Origin of the sequence: Legionella sp. PC997 (assembly GCF_014109825.1) — a bacterium.
Lineage (GTDB): Bacteria > Pseudomonadota > Gammaproteobacteria > Legionellales > Legionellaceae > Legionella.
On the sequence record NZ_CP059576.1, the window covers coordinates 1,475,498 to 1,492,116 of the forward strand.

A 16,619-nucleotide genomic window follows, 5' to 3' on the forward strand; every position below is an offset into this window, starting at 1 on the left:
AACAACCATCCACGACCATAATGTTTTGTTGAGATTTTACATTTGATATGCCTTAGAATTTTAATAAAAAGGTCACAGGACCATCGTTGCACAAATGAACTTGCATGTCCGCACCAAAACATCCACTTTGTGTATGAGGATATAACTGAGCGGCTCGTGTTAAGAGATTATCAAATAATTGACGACCCAGCTCAGGTGGTGCTGCATTTGAAAAACTGGGACGCAATCCTTTTTGGGTTTCGGCCATTAACGTAAATTGAGGAACTAATAATAACCCACCTTGAACCTCTTTAAGGCTTAAATTCATTTTTCCTTGACTGTCATTAAAAATACGATAATTAAGACATTTATCTAACATTTTATTGATATTCTGTTCTGTGTCTTCAGGTTCAAAACCACAGAGGATCAGAAGTCCTTGACCTATTGTTCCAACGGTTTCACTATCAATCTCTACTCGGGCTTGGTTTACTCTTTGAATTACAATCAGCATGCATCAGGCCCTTGTTTGGAAATTTCTTTACTTGCATAAATCAGGGCGTCAATGATTCCTGATTCTCTATCTGAATGTCCTGCATCACGAACTATTCTTAAATTAGATGCCGGGATTGCTTGATGAAGTTCAAAGGCGCCAGCCAGAGGCGAAATTAAATCAAAACGGCCGTGTACAATGTATGTTGGGATATGTCTGATTTTATGAACATTGTCCATTACCTGATTTTCTTCAATGAAAAAATGGTTATTAATGTAGTGAGATTCTAACGTTGCAAGAGCCAGCGCAAAATGAGGGTCGCTGAATTGATCAATGACATATAAATGAGGATGTAAGCTACTGCAACGAGCCTCCCACAATGCCCATGACTTTGCTGCACTCATCCGTGCCAGTTCATTGGGTCCTTGCAAACAATTGGCATAATATTGGGGAATTTTATCTAGCATGTCTTCAGGCACACTGCTAATAAATTCTTGCCAGTAATCAGGATAAACCAGGTTAGCACCTTGTTTATAAAACCAATCAAAATCTTGCTGTCTCCCCAAAAAAACTTGATGCAGTTGTAATGCCTTAATCTGTTGGGGAAATTTTTGCGCGTAGAGTAAAGCAAGTAAAGAGCCCCAGCCGCCCCCAGACAATACAAATTCGGACAATCCTAAAAAGTCTCTGATGGCATCGATATCATCTAATAATAAATTGGTCGTATTTTCACGAACTTCCAGGTGAGGAGTAGAGCGTCCACACCCGCGCTGATCAAAAAGTACGATACGATAGTGTTGTGGATCAAAAAAACGTCTAAGGTAACCATCTCCCGAAGAAGCACCAGGGCCTGGATGTAATACAATAACCGGTAATCCATCAGGATTGCCGGTTTCTTCAATATAAAGCGTATGCAGTTCACTGACTTTTAATTCGTGTTGCGCATAAGGTTTAATTGACGGATAGAGTGAGTGCATTTTAGTCCTTTGGGAATTTTGTTTTGCCATATTGCGTTATTTTGCGCTGGGAAGCATTTTAAAGCAATACGTAATCACGATAGCTTAAAAAAACACGCTTATAATTATAATTAGTATAGCTTCTATTTTCTTTCCCTTGCGGGATAGTGGGATCTATTAATAGAATACACCATCATTTTTTCCTGGAATTTATTTATGACTCTTGCTGCAATTCTTAAAGGACTGAACGAGCGACAACGCGAAGCAGTTACTTCTCCGCTGGGTAATACGCTAGTTCTTGCTGGGGCAGGAAGTGGAAAAACAAAAGTTTTGGTTAGTCGCATTGCATGGCTTATAGAGGAGAAACATATTTCCCCACATGGAATTCTAGCCGTAACGTTTACTAATAAAGCGGCTGGTGAAATGAGGACGCGCTTAAATCATATGTTGAGTACGCCTGTATTGGGGTTATGGGTAGGAACTTTTCATGGGTTGTGTCATCGTTTGCTCCGTCGACATTATCAAGAAGCTCGTTTGCCTGAACTGTTTCATATTTTAGATTCTGAAGATCAAGCACGATTAATCAAGCGAGTGATTAGTTCATTAAATCTTGATTCAGAACAATGGCCCGTAAAACAAGCTCAATCATTCATAAATGGACGTAAAGATGAGGGACTTCGACCTCAGCACGTCCATACCTTGTCTTATGGGCCTGGTAAAACGTTACTCAATATTTATAGTGCCTATGAACAAGCTTGTCAGACAGCAGGAGTAATCGATTTTGCGGAATTGTTATTGCGAACTCATGAGTTGTTACGTGATAACCCAGAGATTCTTAATCATTACCGTCAACGATTTCAAGCCATATTAGTGGATGAGTTCCAGGATACTAATACAATTCAATATGCCTGGATACGTCTGCTTGCTGGTGAACATGCCGCTGTCTTGGCGGTTGGCGATGATGATCAATCTATTTATGGATGGCGTGGCGCTAAAGTTGAGAATATCCAGCAGTTTTCCCAAGATTTTAAAAACACACAGATTATTCGTTTAGAGCAAAATTATCGTTCAACCGCGACGATACTCGATGCAGCCAATGCTCTAATCACACATAATAATTCTCGAATGGGAAAAGACTTATGGACAGAGGGCGCCACTGGAGAAAAAATTATAGTCTATAGTGCTTTTAATGAGTTGGAAGAAGCACGCTTTGTTTGTGAACGAATTATGATGGAAATAAATCAGGGCGTAAGTGCTGATGAAATTGCTATTCTATATCGCTCGAATGCTCAATCGAGGGTTTTAGAGGAAGCCTTATTACGTGCTGGAATTGCTTATCGTATTTATGGGGGATTGCGCTTCTTCGATCGAGCAGAGGTAAAAGATGCTTTAGCTTATTTGCGTTTATTGGTGAATCCTGATGATGATAATGCTTTTGAGCGAATCGTTAATTTTCCCACTCGTGGTATCGGTGAAAAAACGCTTGAAGATTTGCGTCATTATGCCAAATCCGAACAGTGTTCTTTATGGCGCGCGGCCAAAACCTTATTACAATCAGGTGAAATGGCTCAACGGGCGGGTTCTTCTCTTGCAAAATTCATTGAGTTAATTGAACAATTGCAACAAAATACCGCAGCAATGGAGCTGGATGAGCAGTTATCCGTAGTAATTCAGCAGAGTGGATTGTATGCGCATTTTAGCAAAATCAAAGGCGACAAATCTGAGTCTCGTCTTGATAACTTACAAGAATTAATCAATGCGGCAAAACAATTCCGTTATGAACAAGAAGAGGAAGAAGAAATTCCTCTAGTGAATGCATTCCTAGCACATGCCTCTTTGGAGGCCGGAGAAATGCAGGCAGAAGAGCACGAACGTTATGTCCATTTGATGACCTTACATGCTGCTAAAGGGCTTGAATTTCCAATGGTATTTTTAGTGGGGTTGGAAGAAGGAGTGTTCCCTGGGAAACAATCTTTGGAAGAGCCTGGACGATTAGAGGAAGAGCGTCGGTTATGTTACGTGGGAATGACGCGTGCGATGCGCAAACTGGTTTTATCCTATGCTGAAATCCGACGACAATATGGGCGAGAAGAATATCACCGGCCTTCACGATTTTTAAGGGAGTTACCTCAAGAATTGCTTGATGAGGTTCGTGTCAAGGCGAAGTTTCAAGCACCCGTTATTTCACGAAATAAACCTTCAGTGGTACAAGAAACTTCAGGCTTATCTTTAGGCCAAAATGTAACTCATGCAAAATTTGGCTCGGGCATCGTATTAGCAGTTGAGGGTAGTGGGGCACATACCCGCGTTCAGGTGAAGTTTAGTGAACATGGTGTGAAGTGGCTGGTCTTGGCTTATGCTAATTTAGCCGTAGAAATATAAGTAATTTTGCTTGAGATAGTAGAATTGTAAACAGGCCCTATTGAATTTTCTTCAAGTGGATGCTAGGGTGCCGGTTGGAAAGTTGTTGGTATTATGTAAACTATTAAATAAGGGGAACTGTGTGAAATTTACAAATTTATTAACAGTAGGAGCGCTGACCGCATCTTTAGTATCACCTGCAATTATGGCAGCAGATACCAATAATACAACTCCTATGTCTGATACCCAAAAAAAAGAAATTGAAAAAGTTATACACGACTATTTAGTTACTAATCCAGAAGTACTTTTGGAAGCTTCTCAAGCGTTGCAACAAAAACAACAGCAAAGTATGCAACAACAAGCTCAATCTGCAATTAAAGAAAACACAGACCAATTGTTCCAGGGTAAAACAACGGTTGTAGGTAATCCAAAAGGTAATGTGACCATTGTTGAGTTTTTTGATTATCAATGCATTCATTGCAAAAAAATGTCACCAATTATTAATAGTTTAGTCAAGAAAGACAGTGACTTGAGAATTATTTATAAAGAATTCCCAATTTTTGGTAAGAGTTCTGAATTGGCTTCTAGAGCCGCTTTAGCTGCTGGTATGCAAGGCAAATATCAAGAAATGCATAATGCATTAATTTCCATTGATAAGCGTTTAAACGACCAAATTGTTATGGCTACTGCTAAGTCGTTAGGTTTGGATATGAAGAAGTTAAAAACTGATATGCAAAGCAAAGACGTAACTGCTGCTTTGGATGCAAACCGTGAATTAGCAGAAAAGTTACACTTGATGGGAACTCCTGCGTTTATAATCGCTTCAACTCCAAATGGTCAGTTTAAAGCAGGTTCTGAACCTTCATTCATACCTGGTGCTGCCAGTGAAGAATCGTTGCAAGAGTTAATCAAAAAAGCAGCAGGTAATTCCTAAGTCATCGCATAAGTACAAGTAACCTGGGTGAAGCGGAGCGGAGCCCGGGTTTCCCAGGATTCAGTTTTGCTTTACCAAGGCTATATCGAGATTTTCATGACAAAACCATCTACATTTCAGGATATTATACTTACCCTGCAGCAATATTGGGCTGCTCAAGGATGTGTTATATTGCAACCTTTTGATATGGAAGTTGGCGCGGGTACTTTCCATCCAGCAACGTTCTTAAGAGCAATAGGTCCCGAACCTTGGTCGGCAGCCTACGTACAGCCTTCCCGAAGGCCTACGGATGGTCGCTATGGAGATAATCCAAATCGTGTACAACATTATTACCAATTCCAAGTGGTTCTCAAGCCTTCTCCTTTAGATATACAAGATAAATATTTAGATTCATTGCGCGCCTTAGGAGTTGATCCTTTGGCGGATGATATTCGTTTTGTTGAAGACAATTGGGAATCGCCTACTTTAGGTGCTTGGGGACTAGGTTGGGAAGTCTGGCAAAATGGCATGGAAGTATCCCAATTTACTTATTTCCAACAAGCAGGTGGATTGGCGTGTAAACCTGTAACAGGCGAGTTGACTTACGGCTTGGAACGTTTAGCTATGTATATATTGGGGGTGGATAACTTATTTGATCTACCTTGGAGTAATACTGCAAATGGTATCATAACTTATGGTAACGTGTTTCATCAAAATGAAGTGGAGATGTCTGCTTATAATTTTGAACATGCTAATGTAGAAGAGTTATTTAAACAATTTGATTATTATGAACGTGAAGCGCAAAAGTTAATAGAATTACAATTACCACTTCCTGCTTATGAAATGGTAATTAAAGCATCGCACTCATTTAACTTACTCGATGCACGCAAAGCAATATCTGTTACTGAAAGGCAGCGTTTTATCTTACGCGTAAGACATTTATCAAGAGCAGTAGCGCAAGCTTATTATCAAGCACGCGAAGCTTTGGGTTTTCCTATGCTTAACCAAAAGGTGTGTGATGGTCAATGATTTTATATTTGAATTAGGTTGCGAAGAGTTACCTTCTGGTTCAGTATGGCCTCTTGCTGATGAATTTGCTAACCATTTATTGGCTGCATTGGACAAGGCACAATTAGGTTATGGGCAAGTGAAGCGTTTTGCTACGCCACGACGTATCGCAATTGTTATCTCTGATTTACAAGAAGAACAAAAAAGCCAAAGCGTCACCAGGCGTGGCCCTGCTCTAGCTGCTGCGTACGACAAGGAAGGAAAACCTACCCAAGCCTTACTAGGTTTTGCTAAATCGTGTGGTGTTGAAGTAGAGCAACTCTCTCGGATTGAAACAGAAAAAGGGGATTGGATTGCTTTCGAAGCAGAGAGCCAAGGAAATAAAACCAAAAATTTGTTGCCAGTTTTAATTAATCAATCTCTGGCTGCTTTGTCCATTGCAAAACCCATGCGTTGGGGGGCTGGGGATGAAGAATTCGCTCGGCCTGTGCATTGGGCAGTAATGCTCTATGGGGACAAGGTAATAGAACATACGGTATTGGGAATTAAAAGTGGCCGTGAGAGTAGGGGGCATCGTTTTCATCATCCCCAACCCATTGCTATTAACTCCGCACAAAGCTATGAATTGCAAATGAAAGAGGCTTTTGTTCTTGCTGATTTTTCCGCTCGAAAACACATGGTTAAAAAACAAGTAGAGGAATTGGCTGAATCCATCCAAGCGACAGCAATTATGCCTGAAGATTTGCTGGATGAAGTAACTTCAATTGTTGAGTGGCCTCAAGCTCTGATGGCGAATTTTGAAAAAGAATTTCTTGAAGTTCCTGCTGAATCCTTAATTGCATCGATGCAATCGCATCAAAAATGTTTTGCTTTAAAGGATAAGCAGGGAAAGTTATTGCCCCATTTCATTACTGTATCAAATATCGCGAGTACCAATCCCAAACAAGTTATTTTAGGGAATGAAAAAGTGATGCGAGCACGTTTGAGCGATGCTGCATTCTTTTTTAGACAAGATAAAAAATCACCTTTAAGTCAACATATAGCGGGTACCGAACACGTCATTTTCCAAGCAAAATTAGGTAGTTTAAAGGATAAAGCATTACGAATTGAAGCACTAATGACCTATTTAAGCTCTGCTTTACATTTAAGTTTACATCAGGCACAACGTGCAGCACAGTTAAGCAAATGCGATTTGCTGACCGGAATGGTGGGCGAATTCCCTGAATTACAGGGATTAATGGGATATTATTACGCACTAAACGATGGAGAAGATCAAGGTGTTGCCCAAGCTTTAAATGAACAATATATGCCACGTTTCGCTGCGGACAGTTTACCGGAATCTGATTTAGGGTTGGCTCTATCGCTTGCAGATAGAATTGATACTTTAGTTGGCATTTTTGCCATAGGACAAAAACCTTCGGGGGTAAAGGATCCATTTAAATTACGCCGTCATGCTTTAGCTGTTGTTCGATTACTCATTGCCACATCAGCACAACTCAACTTAAGTACACTAATTGAGCAAGCCATAATTCATTATGGAACCCAATTATCTATGGAACCTAATTTATTGGATGAATTGAAATCATTTATTCTTGAACGCTTACAATCTCATTATCAAGCTCAAGGATTAAGTGTTGATTTAGTTCATGCTGTTAGAGCTCGTCAGGATGATTGGTTGTATGATTTGGACAAGCGCTTGAGTGCTCTACAGTTATTTGTAAAACTACCTGAAGCAGCTTCTCTTTCTGCCGCGTGTAAACGTGTGAATAATTTACTTACACAGGCAGGACGACAAACTTTATCCGCTGTGAATGAAGAACTGTTTACCGAGGAACCGGAGCGATTTTTATTTATCCACATTAATCAAGTTGCACGAGCAGTTGAGCCTTTATACCGCAGTGCCGATTATAGCCCATTATTGAAATTATTGGCCAGCCTTAAAGAACCGGTAGATTTGTTTTTTGATAAAGTCATGGTCATGGTGGAGGATCAGGCAATAAAGGTAAACCGTTTAGCCCTTTTGGCACGTTTGCAAGATTTATTACAGGGTGTCGCAGATATTTCATTGTTGCAAATGGGGTAAACGTTATCTGGGATGAGCTCTGGTTCGCTACTATTATAAGCAAAATTTGTCATTCCCGCGAAAGCGGGAATCAATTTCTATCAAGTTACATTGCCATTTTAAGAATAGAATTACTCCTTCGCAGGAATATAAAAATTCTTAAATAAGGGCAGAAAGGCAAACACCCAGCTCCACTGGAAATCAATCTTACGGTTAGCAAATATGATCAATATTTCAGTAGTAGGTTATGAGCAGGAAAACCTATATAACAAAGCAAAGGCACTCGCAGAAGAACTAAATTTTAACTTAGACAAAAACGCTGATCCTTGCCTTTTTGTTACCGAAGATAAGCTTTCATTAAAAATGCCGGGATTTTCCCCAATTTTTGCTGAATTTAGTGCTGAATTTTGGAATAAAAGAAAATCTGAGGGAAAAAAGCAAGGATTAGTTCGTGCTTGTAAGCCATCTCCTGGACTTACGGTTTTGGATGCAACAGCGGGTTGGGGACGTGATGCGGCTATTCTAGCCAGTTTCGGTGCGGAAGTGATAATGCTCGAACGCCATCCTGTTATGGCAGCGTTATTATCGGATGCCTTAGCGCGCCAAACGAAGTTGGATCAACAACAATTACATCTAATGCTTCATTCTGAAAATGCTCATACTTATTTAAGTTCCTTAGCACCAAACCATTACCCTGACATTATTTATATTGATCCCATGCATCCTGAACGGAGTAAATCCGCATTGGTAAAAAAAGAAATGCAAGCGTTACAACAAATAATCGGTGTAGATAAGGATGCGTTGGAGTTAATTCAATTGGCAATAACGCGTAGCAAACAAAAGGTCGTTGTAAAATGGCCCCAAAAAGCAAAACCTTTATTACCCGCAGATGCCTCGATAGAAGGGAAAACAGTTCGGTTTGATATTTATTTTTCTAATCTAAGGTAAATAAGTAGGGTGCCTGGATGAATGGAAGCGAACCCCGGGAAAAAAGTATGCCACAATCCCGGGTTCGCTGCGCTTCACCCATGTTACAGAAGCTGCTTTTTATATTTAATTAACCAAATTCTGCGAGTTCATCTCGGAGGCGCTTTTCTTCAAACAAATCCTCTATCCGTCTTCGTCGTTCCAATTTTGTTGAAGGGCTTGTTTCAGGGGTCAGAATCGTATCGACACTAAACTCCTCTGTATCGTTTGCATCTTCATCAAATTCACGAGTATTCATAGCTATCTCCTTAGCATAACCCGTAGTGAACTTAATAAAATAACAGAAATTGTATTGAAGGGACAGTGGAATTTTTTGAGCATCTTTGTAATCACTACAAAGATAGATACCTGATCTTTCCGTTGTGGAACATCAGAAAGATCAGGTTGTTTTAAGGAGCATTAAGAACACTTTGTACTTTCTCTGCGTGTACTGTTTCTTCGTCTTGTTTAAAGGCCTCTTTACCTTTAGCAGCTCTTATTTGATTTCTACCCTTGTCTAATTCAGCGCGAAATTTTTTAACAGTTTCCTCGGGCACGGGTGTTGTAGGGGGCTTATCGAGTAATTTTGCCATTTTTTCACGTCGTGTCTTTGCATGCTCATGAAGTATTTGTAATTCATTGGGTGTGTAGAGTGTTTTTGGATCAATTTCTTTTCCAGCTCCATCTTTGAGTATAATTCCTTTTAGTGCTTTATCACCTTTTGATTCTTCTCCAGGTAGGGGTCCAGGATCAAAACCACTTTCAAGTAACGCTTCATAGAATTGTCTGGCTCTTTGTTTTTGAGTTTTTGGATCATCAAAGTTAATAGTGGCGGTAACTGAATCAATTCCTGAAGCTCGTGCCGCTTGGGCCATAGTTAACATATCAACCTTAGGATTCTCTTGGCGGCTTAAATAATAAAAAGGAGAAAGTATTCGGGCTGACAATTGGACACTCCAAGTACCTGGCTTATTATCTTCCCCCTTAATATGTTGTATCTTAGTCCCGGTTAAGGAGATGATGAAATCTAAGTCTTCAGGATTTATGGTCGAAATGGTTTTTTTATCAAAATTCATTTCAACAGATGTAAACTCTGGAGGGCTAGTTAAATTTCGTTTTTTACGATTCTCTTCCCTTGCTCTCTCCATTTCAAGCTGCATCTCATTTTTTTGTTTTTCGCTAAGTTGATCAGCCCAACCTTCAAGTTGTCCAGAGAAAAGGATTTGTTTGCGTTCAAGAGCAGATGCTTTGTCGAGTATCGTTAGATTTTCACGAGTAACCGTATCAAATGCGCTGAGTTGTTCGTTATGTTTTGTTTCTAATTCAGCAATTAAATCTTTTTTTATTTTCTCTGCTTCATCAGCGTCTTTACCTAAAGCAGTTTGGAGTTGACCCATAAATCCAGCATTTTTTGTATCATCAAAAGTATCTTTGAGTCTTTGGAGTTCCATTTTCTGTTGGGCTTTTATTGCATCTTTTGCATCCTTCGCAATTCGTTCAAGCTCTCCTCGAAGCACTTCAACGGAGTATCCAGGAACTTGATTAACTCGTTTTTTAAAGGATTCTACGGATTCTTGATACTTCTCCTGGGCGGGGACAAAAAAAGATTCCGGTGTAAATACCTTATTAAGGTCTTCTCTAACTTTATTCTTCTCAGGAGCGTTTCCTTTGAGGGCTTTCTCAAGGGTATCGTCTTCTTCTGGACCAATTTTTGTTTTGAAACCTTTATGATCTTTGACTCGTTTACTGGCATGTTGTTCAAAGGCTTGTGAACCAAAAGTAAGATCCTGAGTCAAATTGATGTCATCTCGATACTTTTGAAAAATTTCCTCTAGTTTTTCAGGTGAGAACTGACCTTTCCTATGTTGAGAGTTGAGCAAGTTAAAAAATGCTTGTCTATGTGAAGGCATAGTGTACCTCAAGAGCTTGTAGTTCTTATAAAGTATAACACTTTTTCATTAAGATAGAATTAAGATTTGGTCTAGGTTTTGATTTAGAATCATGATAAAAAATTCTAAATGATAGCCTGATGCAGCGAAACAAAACCCTCGTCATCTCGAGTTTTTCTTCACCGCACAGCACTATAAAATACTACCAAGCTGAAATAGCCGAGTCTCCAAATAATGTTTTAGCTTTTTCTTTAACTTCTTCTGAGTTTAAAGCTTTAACAAAAAGCTCCAATTGTGCTTTTTTGGGTGAGTCCTTACGAATAACAATGATGTTGGCGTAGGGTGAATTCTTGTCTTCACTAAATAAAGCATCATGCGAGGGATTCAAGCCTGCAGGTAAGGCAAAAGTAGTATTAATAACTGCTGCATCTACATCAGGTAAGACTCTGGGTAATTGTGCTGCATCCATCTCTTTGAACTGTAAATTATGTGGATTTGTTGCAATATCTTTTAAACCAGCATTTTGAGTTGTTTTCAATGTAATGAGTTGAGCTTTTTCCAATAATTGTAAGGCTCGCATTTCATTGCTGGGATCATTAGGCAGGGCAATGAGCGCTTTTTCTGGCAATTGGATTAATGTCTTGTATTTTTTTGAATAAATTCCCATAGGATAAACAAAGGTTCTACCTATTGCCTCAAGCGTATATCCATGAGCTTTAACTGCGGCATTAAGATAAGGTAAATGTTGATAGACATTAGCATCCAGGCTACCGTCTTGTAATGCTTCGTTGGGTAAATTGTAATCATTGAAAGTTACAATTTTTATGTTTAAGCCATATTTATTTTTTGCGACTTTTTGTGCCGTCTCAACCAGTTCAGTTTCTGGTCCGGCAATGGTTCCTATCACCAGGGTATTTGGTGAAGGTTTGTTGCATCCAACAAGACTTAATAATAAAACGCAATAAGCTAAAATCCGCATTTAAAACTCCAAAAAGTGATTCAAATCAATTATGTAAAAAACGTTTTGCCAGATAATCCCCAACCATTTGCGTTAGTTGGACCATGACAATTAAAATAATTACTGTGGAAATCATGACTCCAGCATCAAAACGTTGATACCCGTAATTAATGGCTAAAGTACCCAAACCACCAGCACCAACGGTTCCTGCCATAGCGGAATAATTAACTAAAGTAATCGCGGTCACAGTAATGGCATGAATTAAAGCAGGTTTGGCCTCTGGCAATAAAATATGCAAAATAATCTGCCTGGTGCTTGCCCCCATTGCATAACCCGTTTCGATAAGACCTGATGGTAAACTCCGATAAACATTATCTACCAGTCGAGCAAAAAAAGGTGTTGCACCTAGGGTAAGAGGTACTATTGCCGCATTCATTCCGATTGAGGTTCCTACGATGAGCCGAGTGAATGGAATGATCGCTACCAATAAAATAATAAAAGGTATAGACCGTGCCATATTAATTAGGCCCGATAATGCTTTATGTAACTTCGGTCTGGGCTTGATGTGGCGTGATGAGTAGAGCCAAGTCCCTAAAGGCAAGCCAAGAACTACAGCAAATAAGGTACTGATTGATACCATGTATAATGTTTCAGTTGTTGCAATGAATAAATCATATGCCATTGGGAAGGACATAACCTAAAACCTCCACAGTTAATTTGGCTTGTTCGCAGCGTTCAATGAATGCTTGCAGTAAAAATTGATGTGCAGTTAATTCAACAACTAAAACGCCGCAGGTTACTGTATCATAACGATCAATATTGGCGAGTAAGATGTTAATATCAAGATTTAACTCACGACTTGTCCTACTAATAAAAGGTACCGTTGCTTCTTCCCCCTGGAAAAATAGACGTAGTAACGGTTTTTCGGTCACATAGTCAGCAAGTCTTTTGGTGAGGCACTCAGGTATTTGCGGACTTAGCTGAGCGTAGAGCATACTTCGTGCTAAGCTATCTTTGTTATTAAATACATTGGCAAGGGCAGTAGTTTCAGCCAATTCGCCATCGACCATCACTGCTAATCGGTTACAGATACGTTTCACTACATCCATTTCATGTGTAATGAGCACTATAGTGATGCCATAAAGTGCATTAATTTTTTTCAGTAATGCTAAAATAGAGTCGGTTGTCTCAGGATCCAATGCAGAGGTCGCTTCATCGCAAAGTAGAATTTTAGGGGAGCAACTTAAGGCACGGGCAATAGCAACTCTTTGCTTTTGACCGCCACTTAGCTGTGCTGGATAGGAGAATTTTTTATCGGTTAACTCGACAATAGGTAGTAATTCTTCAATTTTATTACGAATGGTCTCTTCATCTATACCCTGGATGCGCATAGGAAGCGCAATATTGTCGTACACATTTTTGGAGTTGAGTAAATTGAATTGTTGAAAAATCATTGCCATTTTGTGGCGAGCTAAAGCTAAATTCTTTCTTGAAAGACTTGTCAAATCTTGACCATCTAGGATGACATGTCCTTCATCGGGGCGTTCAAGAAGATTAATACATCTTAATAGAGTTGATTTTCCTGCTCCACTTTTACCAATAATTCCGAAAATTTCACCTTCTTGGATAAACAGGTTAATGCCACGTAGGACAGGTTTACCCGAAAAGGATTTGAATAATCCGCTTAATTCAATCATTTATTATAACCTGAGATTATGCTGCGGGCGGGAGCTCAGAGGAATGCAAACATATCCGCTTTAGCCGTATTTTCAAAAAAGAATTCTTTTTTGAGCGTCCGCAAGCTGAAATTCAAATCGACGCCATGCAATATTATACATAAATTGTGAGCATAAACAACGTAAAGTTCCTTATTTTATGCGCTTTGAAGGAAATCGGAATCTTGATAGAACGGTGTTTAAAAATTTACTGGGGTGCGTAGCGAAATCCGGTGAGGGTTGCGATGGGATCCTGGGTTTCGCTACGTAACAAAGCTCCATTTTATCTTTATTCTTGCAGCTCTTCGCGATTCTTAAAATAATCTAAGGCTCCTGGATTTGCCAGAGATTGTAAATTATTCACTGGTAAACCATGAACCACTTGTCTAACTGCTATTTCAACAATCTTGCCGCTGATCGTGCGTGGGATATCCGCTACTTGCACTATTTTTGCTGGCACGTGCCTTGGTGAAGCATTTTGACGAATCGTTAAACGAATTTTATTCATCAATTCTTCTGTGAGTTCCATTTTGTCTCGTAATTTAACAAATAAAACAACTCGTACATCATCTTGCCAATCTTGGCCAATCACAATGCTATCAATTACTTCATCTATTTTTTCTACTTGGCGATAAATCTCTGCAGTACCAATACGTACTCCGCCAGGATTTAAAACAGCATCGGATCGTCCATAAATAATCAATCCATTGTGGGCGGTAATTTCTGCAAAATCACCATGGGCCCATACTCCAGGAAAGCGTTCAAAGTAAGCATGTTGGTAAGCGGTTCTGTCAGGATCATTCCAAAAACCTACAGGCATGGATGGAAAGGGTGCGGTACAAACTAATTCCCCTCGCTCTTCGTGAACCGGCTGGCCTTGTTCATTATAAACTTCAACAGCCATCCCAAGTCCAAAACATTGTAATTCACCTCGGTAAATAGGGAGTATGGGATTACCTAAGGCAAAGCAAGAAATGATATCCGTGCCACCTGAAATGGAACAAAGCTGGACATCATTTTTAATTTGTTCATAAACGTAATCATAATTTTTGGGGAGCAGTGGTGATCCTGTGGAAAGAATGCATCGCAAATGAGTTAAATCAAATTCATCTTTCGGTTTTACTCCTGCTTTTTCTATGGAAGAGATGAATTTGGCGCTGGTACCAAACACAGTTACTTGTTCTTCAGCAAGGAGCTTAAATAAACGATTACTTTCGGGATAGGTCGGCGAGCCTTCATATAAGGTTAGCGTTGTTCCTAAGGCAAGTGCAGAAACGGTCCAGTTCCACATCATCCATCCGCAAGTAGTATAAAAGCATAAGTTGTCGTTAGGGTGCAAATCTGTATGTAACCCTAATTCTTTAATGTGTTGCAATAGGGTGCCGCCTGCTCCATGGATAATGCACTTAGGTTTGCCAGTCGTTCCTGATGAGAACATAATATAAACTGGATGTTCGAAAGGTAAAGAAACAAATTCGCAGTGACTTGCTGGACGAAGAAAATCATTCCAATATTGTGCTTTGGGCAATCCAGAACTATCTATAGATTCATTTATATTGGGACAGATAACGATTTGCTTGAGCGAAGGAATAGCATCGTTTAGTTGTTTGATTTTTTCCAACCCACTGTGTTTTTTACCTTGATATTGATGTCCATCACAGATAAACAATATTTTAGGCTCAATTTGACCCAACCGATCAATTGCCGCTTGTGCGCCAAAATCAGGTGAGCAAGACGACCAAATTGCTCCTAATGAAGTAGTGGCAAGCATAGCAATAATGGTTTGCGATGTATTGGGCATTAAAGCAGCTACTCTATCACCAACCTTAACCCCTGCTGCTTTTAAACCTGCTGCACATTGCGCAACCAGTGCATAAAGTAGCTCATAGCTAATTACTTGTTTGTCGTTATCTTCATTAAGACTAATCAAGGCTGGATGTTTGTCTTTACGTGATAATAGTTTTTCAGCAAAATTAAATTGAGCCCCCGCGAACCAATGCGAGTTGAGCATTTGATTATTTTTACCGTGATTCAAAATCTGGTATGGGACTGTATCGAACTTAACATGAAAAAAATCGCAAAGTGTGGGCCAAAATGAGTCTGGATGTTTAGTAGACCAGGTATGCATATCTTGGTAATTTTCAAAAATTTGGGCGTTTTTTTTGGCCGCGAATTCCATAAAATGCCACATCCTACTGTCTTTAGGGTGTTTTGGCTTCCATACGGTTTCATTCATGTTTCATTCTCTCTTAATTATTGAAACGATTCTATGCTAATTTTTACACTTCATATCGGTCAACTCGATGCAATTAGATAGTCTCAACGGAGTGAGTTGTAACTAGGATAATGTCTTAAGTACAAGGATTTGCTAACATTGCATTTGCAACTTTAGATTGATTTTTACGTCCTAAAATTTTACAGATCATGTCGCCAGCTGTCACAATTTTAAATATATCAACCCCAGTGTTAATTCCTAAACCATGCATTAAGTATAGAACGTCTTCAGTGGCTACATTGCCGCTTGCTCCGCGTGCATAGGGACAACCGCCCAGTCCAGCAACGGAACTATCAAAACGGTGAACTCCATGTTGTAATGAGGAATAAATATTAGCTATGGCTTGCCCATACGTGTCATGAAAATGCATTGCTAGCTGGTGCAAGGGTACTATTTTTAAGACGTGTTCGAGCAAAAGATGGGTTTGATGGGGCGTTCCCACGCCAATCGTATCTCCTAATGAGATCTCATCGACATCTAAGTCTAACAAACGTTTAGTTACCTCAACGACTTTTTGTGGGGCTACACTTCCTTCATATGGACAGCCCAGAACACAGGAAATATAGCCTCGTACTCGGATGTTATTTTCTTTAGCTAAGGCGAGAACAGGTTTAAAACGAATAATGCTCTCTTCGATAGAACAATTAATGTTTCGTTGATTAAACTGTTCGCTTGCTGCGGTAAATACTGCAATTTCTTTAACACCTGCTTCTAGTGCTTTGAGCATTCCCTGTTCATTAGGAACCAGTGCCGAATAGTGAAGGGATGGTACTTTTTCTACAGCCCGGAATACTTCATTATGGTCCGCCAATTGTGGAATTGCCTTCGCAGATACAAAGCTGGTCACCTCGATATATTGCAGGCCGGATTTACTTAATAAATTGATTAATTCAATTTTGTGTTTGCTCGACACAAAAGAAGATTCATTTTGCAACCCATCTCGAGGGCCTACTTCTATAATGGTTACATTTTGCGGATAGTCCATAATTATCTCTTTTAATATTCCCGAGGCGGTTTTACGTGCTGGTGGACGAACTATAATGCACG

The 16,619-nt window shown here is 39.6% G+C and carries 14 protein-coding genes; 5 read left to right on the forward strand and 9 right to left on the reverse strand.

Going from position 1 to position 16,619, the window contains the following annotated elements; all coding sequences use genetic code 11:
• Positions 1-52: 52 nt before the first annotated feature.
• Positions 53-490 carry a D-aminoacyl-tRNA deacylase gene (dtd, locus tag HBNCFIEN_RS06300; protein ID WP_182393212.1) on the reverse strand — a complete coding sequence of 146 codons (438 nt, stop codon included), beginning with the start codon at positions 488-490 and terminating at the stop codon, positions 53-55.
• Complete coding sequence (pip, locus tag HBNCFIEN_RS06305; RefSeq protein WP_182393213.1) at positions 484-1,446, reverse strand: prolyl aminopeptidase; 963 nt, start codon at positions 1,444-1,446, stop codon at positions 484-486. The genes dtd and pip overlap by 7 nt, the downstream gene beginning before the upstream one ends.
• Positions 1,447-1,641: 195 nt before the next feature.
• Between pip and uvrD the strand changes: the two genes are divergently transcribed.
• The 5 genes from uvrD (at position 1,642) to HBNCFIEN_RS06330 (ending at position 8,717) form a co-directional block, all read left to right on the forward strand.
• The gene (gene uvrD, locus HBNCFIEN_RS06310; RefSeq protein WP_182393214.1) at positions 1,642-3,807 is read left to right on the forward strand and encodes a DNA helicase II; all 2,166 of its coding nucleotides are present in this window, start codon (positions 1,642-1,644) and stop codon (positions 3,805-3,807) included.
• A gap of 121 nt (positions 3,808-3,928) precedes the next feature.
• Positions 3,929-4,720 carry a DsbA family protein gene (locus tag HBNCFIEN_RS06315; protein ID WP_182393215.1) on the forward strand — a complete coding sequence of 264 codons (792 nt, stop codon included), beginning with the start codon at positions 3,929-3,931 and terminating at the stop codon, positions 4,718-4,720.
• 96 nt (positions 4,721-4,816) lie between these two features.
• Complete coding sequence (gene glyQ / locus HBNCFIEN_RS06320; protein ID WP_182393216.1) at positions 4,817-5,728, forward strand: glycine--tRNA ligase subunit alpha; 912 nt, start codon at positions 4,817-4,819, stop codon at positions 5,726-5,728.
• On the forward strand, positions 5,718-7,790 hold the full coding sequence (glyS, locus tag HBNCFIEN_RS06325) for a glycine--tRNA ligase subunit beta (protein ID WP_182393217.1): 2,073 nt from the start codon (positions 5,718-5,720) through the stop codon (positions 7,788-7,790). The genes glyQ and glyS overlap by 11 nt, the downstream gene beginning before the upstream one ends.
• A gap of 201 nt (positions 7,791-7,991) precedes the next feature.
• Positions 7,992-8,717 (forward strand): class I SAM-dependent methyltransferase, encoded by a 726-nt coding sequence (locus HBNCFIEN_RS06330; RefSeq protein WP_182393218.1) that lies wholly within the window; start codon positions 7,992-7,994, stop codon positions 8,715-8,717.
• A gap of 109 nt (positions 8,718-8,826) precedes the next feature.
• Here the strand turns inward: HBNCFIEN_RS06330 and HBNCFIEN_RS06335 are convergent, their stop codons facing one another.
• The 7 genes from HBNCFIEN_RS06335 to HBNCFIEN_RS06365 form a co-directional block, all read right to left on the reverse strand.
• A complete protein-coding gene (locus HBNCFIEN_RS06335) occupies positions 8,827-8,994 on the reverse strand; it encodes a PA3496 family putative envelope integrity protein (protein WP_182393219.1) in 168 nt (55 codons plus the stop codon).
• A gap of 151 nt (positions 8,995-9,145) precedes the next feature.
• Positions 9,146-10,645, reverse strand: coding sequence for a hypothetical protein (locus tag HBNCFIEN_RS06340; protein ID WP_182393220.1), 1,500 nt, complete (start codon positions 10,643-10,645; stop codon positions 9,146-9,148).
• 181 nt (positions 10,646-10,826) lie between these two features.
• On the reverse strand, positions 10,827-11,603 hold the full coding sequence (locus tag HBNCFIEN_RS06345) for a MetQ/NlpA family ABC transporter substrate-binding protein (RefSeq protein ID WP_182393221.1): 777 nt from the start codon (positions 11,601-11,603) through the stop codon (positions 10,827-10,829).
• A gap of 25 nt (positions 11,604-11,628) precedes the next feature.
• Positions 11,629-12,276: a methionine ABC transporter permease gene (locus HBNCFIEN_RS06350; protein WP_182393222.1), complete on the reverse strand. Its 648-nt coding sequence runs from the start codon at positions 12,274-12,276 to the stop codon at positions 11,629-11,631.
• Entirely contained in the window at positions 12,254-13,279 is a 1,026-nt protein-coding gene (locus HBNCFIEN_RS06355) for a methionine ABC transporter ATP-binding protein (protein WP_182393223.1), read from the reverse strand. Before HBNCFIEN_RS06355 ends, HBNCFIEN_RS06350 begins: the two co-directional genes overlap by 23 nt.
• A 307-nt stretch (positions 13,280-13,586) precedes the next feature.
• Complete coding sequence (locus HBNCFIEN_RS06360; protein WP_182393224.1) at positions 13,587-15,533, reverse strand: acetoacetate--CoA ligase; 1,947 nt, start codon at positions 15,531-15,533, stop codon at positions 13,587-13,589.
• Between the two features lie 115 nt (positions 15,534-15,648).
• The gene (locus HBNCFIEN_RS06365; protein WP_182393225.1) at positions 15,649-16,557 is read right to left on the reverse strand and encodes a hydroxymethylglutaryl-CoA lyase; all 909 of its coding nucleotides are present in this window, start codon (positions 16,555-16,557) and stop codon (positions 15,649-15,651) included.
• Between the last annotated feature and the right edge of the window lie 62 nt (positions 16,558-16,619).

What these genes read in the sequence shown, in the direction of transcription:
- HBNCFIEN_RS06350 (WP_182393222.1), bottom strand. Translation starts at nt 12,276, where the DNA reads ATGTCCTTCCCAATGGCATATGATTTATTCATTGCAACAACTGAAACA.
- HBNCFIEN_RS06345 (WP_182393221.1), bottom strand. Translation starts at nt 11,603, where the DNA reads ATGCGGATTTTAGCTTATTGCGTTTTATTATTAAGTCTTGTTGGATGC.
- glyQ (WP_182393216.1), top strand. Translation starts at nt 4,817, where the DNA reads ATGACAAAACCATCTACATTTCAGGATATTATACTTACCCTGCAGCAA.
- HBNCFIEN_RS06330 (WP_182393218.1), top strand. Translation starts at nt 7,992, where the DNA reads ATGATCAATATTTCAGTAGTAGGTTATGAGCAGGAAAACCTATATAAC.
- HBNCFIEN_RS06335 (WP_182393219.1), bottom strand. Translation starts at nt 8,994, where the DNA reads ATGAATACTCGTGAATTTGATGAAGATGCAAACGATACAGAGGAGTTT.
- dtd (WP_182393212.1), bottom strand. Translation starts at nt 490, where the DNA reads ATGCTGATTGTAATTCAAAGAGTAAACCAAGCCCGAGTAGAGATTGAT.
- HBNCFIEN_RS06340 (WP_182393220.1), bottom strand. Translation starts at nt 10,645, where the DNA reads ATGCCTTCACATAGACAAGCATTTTTTAACTTGCTCAACTCTCAACAT.
- uvrD (WP_182393214.1), top strand. Translation starts at nt 1,642, where the DNA reads ATGACTCTTGCTGCAATTCTTAAAGGACTGAACGAGCGACAACGCGAA.
- glyS (WP_182393217.1), top strand. Translation starts at nt 5,718, where the DNA reads ATGGTCAATGATTTTATATTTGAATTAGGTTGCGAAGAGTTACCTTCT.
- pip (WP_182393213.1), bottom strand. Translation starts at nt 1,446, where the DNA reads ATGCACTCACTCTATCCGTCAATTAAACCTTATGCGCAACACGAATTA.
- HBNCFIEN_RS06355 (WP_182393223.1), bottom strand. Translation starts at nt 13,279, where the DNA reads ATGATTGAATTAAGCGGATTATTCAAATCCTTTTCGGGTAAACCTGTC.
- HBNCFIEN_RS06365 (WP_182393225.1), bottom strand. Translation starts at nt 16,557, where the DNA reads ATGGACTATCCGCAAAATGTAACCATTATAGAAGTAGGCCCTCGAGAT.
- HBNCFIEN_RS06360 (WP_182393224.1), bottom strand. Translation starts at nt 15,533, where the DNA reads ATGAATGAAACCGTATGGAAGCCAAAACACCCTAAAGACAGTAGGATG.